The organism is Frankia sp. CoBUL1 (genome assembly GCF_978021245.1).
This window is the reverse complement of record NZ_CDXDOS010000360.1, coordinates 1-2594: the sequence shown is the minus strand read 5'-3', so window position 1 is coordinate 2594 and position 2594 is coordinate 1. Positions and strand designations below refer to the sequence as shown.

The following is a 2594-nucleotide window of genomic DNA, read 5'->3' as shown; positions in this document are numbered from 1 at the left end:
GGGCTAGCGTGGCGAATTCGTCGACGACCAGAAGTAGGCGGGGAATCGTCGGACGCTCGATGGGATGAGGGAGCAGACGTCGAAAGGCGTCGAGGTCCTTCGCTCCGGCCGCGGCCAACATCCGTTCCCGTCTGCGAAGCTCCGCGCTGAGCGAGCTCAGCGCGCGTCGAACCAGGTGCGGATCGAGGTCGGTGACCATACCGACGGTGTGGGGGAGAGCGGCGCACTCGGCGAACGCGCTGCCTCCCTTGTAGTCAACCAGCACGAAGATCATCTCGTCCGGGCGGTACATCACGGCGTGCGCAGCAATGATCGTCTGCAGCAGTTCGGACTTTCCCGCCCCGGTCGTGCCAGCGACCAGCCCGTGCGGTCCGTCGCGAGAGAGATCGATCGTGAACCTCCCACCCTCACCGATCCCGACTGGTACCGCCCTGCTCGCCGCGCCCCGGGGCGGCTGCGGCACCGATGACCAGAAATCTTGGATCACCTTCGGCCTGGGTGGGCCGGCGCCGAGGATGTCCAGGAGCCGGACGGCGGAGGGAAGGCCCTCGGAGTCGTCGTCACCGGCGTCGCGCAGCGGCGCCAAGGCTCTGGCGACCGACTCACACCAGCCGGCCGCGGAGGCCAGTCCCGCGGCATCGACGGCCGGTGCTCCGGCCTGGCCGGTGAGACCGATAAGGTCCGGGCAGACATGTCTGATCACGGCTGACCGATCCTGCCGCATCAACAACTCGTCGCCGTCCTGTTCGACAATGGCCCGGCATTCGGGCGGAAGGTCCCGGACGTCGGCCTCCAGGCAGATGATGTGGATGCCGACCGCCGGTCCGCCGCGTAGCACGGTCGTCATCCCGGGAACGGAGCGCAGCATCCGGGCCCCGTCCAGCACGACCAGGATGTCGGGGTCGGATCTGGGCGCCTCGGGCGGATGGGCGCGGCGACTCTCGATCAAGGATGTAAGTTCGGCGATCCGGCGGGAGCGGCTGACCTCGTCGGCTCCGACGAAAATGGCTTTCTCCTGTACCAACGGCCGACAGTGCGGCAGCCAGCGGATCCATCGCCAGGCATCGACGATGCCTGTGGAGCCGATCAGTAGACAGATCCGGAGATCGCGAGGGCTGTGCAGGACAGCGGCCTGGATGACGAGCCAGCTGCCGAGAAGCTGCGGCAACATGCCCCGACCGGTGACGCCGAGCACTCCCCGCTCGGCCAGAGCAATGACGGCGGGGACATCGGGAGCGACCCAGGCCGGGGGCTGCCGGGGCGTGACGGCGACAGGGGAGGGGTCCGTGGTCCGGACCCTGCTTGGCAGGTCGGCCGTGCCGAACCTCAGGTGCAGGTGCTCGGGGTCATGACGACGCCGCTCCCACAGCGTCGCAGTCGGTCCCTGAGCGGTGGCGAGGAGGCTTGCCGGATCGGGGTGGCTGCGACGACGCTCGGCGCATTCCGCCGCAAGTGCGGCACGAGCCGCGGCCTCGACGTCGTCCCGCTCCTGCCGGTAGCGGGCCATGGCCGCACGGAACTCCCGGCCCTCCCGCCGTCGGCCGCTCACCACGGCGGCGGCCAGGCTCACCGGCGCCAGCACCGCGAAGAGCAGAACGTAGACCGTCCGCAGCAGGGCTGCCATGCCCAGGGCGGCGACAAGCGGCAGCACCGTCGTGAGCACCGGAACCTGAACACGGCGGGGTTCGGCGGGTGCGGCCGGCAGGACAAAGACGGACTCCCGCTCCGGCGGATGCAGGCGAGGCGGACGGTTGACGTCGAGCATGCCAGGAGCGGAGACGGACGGGCGGGTCAGCACCGTGAGCGGTGCGGGCCGCACGAGCAGCAACGTCACCGGGGCGATCCGCACCGCGGCCAGGATGGTGCCGGCAGGCGACGATGGATGGTCGCCGACGACGGCCGCGCCCGGACCGGCTGTAACGGTGCACCGACCGCCGACCTCGACCCGGATGGTCAGCGCGGGCTCGTCGCTGCTGTGACCCCCCAGCGTGACAGTGCAGCCGGGTCCCGAGCCGACGGTGAACTCACCCGCCGGCAGGTGATGAATGTCGCCCGCCCCGGGTCCGCCGATGATCATCAGGTCGACCAGACCCGTCCCGCGGACCCGCCGGGACACCGCGGCATCAAGGCTTACCACCGCACCCTCACGCAGCGGCGAGGAGGCCAGGGTCGTCTCCGGGTCGAGTGGACGGACGGTACCGGAGACGTTGATCGAGGGCCCGGCCCGCGCCGGTGTGGGAGTACGCCGCTGCGGGCGGACAGCGGCGGCCATCGCCCCGGCCACCGCACGGAGTGGGGTTTCCGGGGCGGCGGTCAGTAGTACGTCCGTGCTGGAATTCCGGGTGGCATCGCGGACGGTGAGGGTGAAGCGCATGTATGGAAGATACGGCGTGGAAAAGCGGGGAGCGGGACCGGCCGACGGGGAGTTCTTCTACTTGGTGTTGTGGCAGGGCCGCGTAGAGATCACGCTACGTTGTGATCGGTGACGTTTTGTAGACGTGCTGTGGGGTGACTCGGGGCGCCCTGGGCGACACAGCGCGAGCGAAGCGTCTCTTTCCTCATGCGTACCCGGCACGGGCCGCGCAAACCAGCTC

The 2594-nt window shown here is 69.9% G+C and carries 1 protein-coding gene; it reads right to left on the bottom strand.

What is annotated here, in order from left to right:
- Positions 1 to 2374: FtsK/SpoIIIE domain-containing protein (locus AC08OX_RS16880; RefSeq protein ID WP_476608696.1), on the bottom strand; the 2374-nt coding region annotated here is incomplete at its 3' end.
- Positions 2375 to 2594 lie beyond the last annotated feature (220 nt).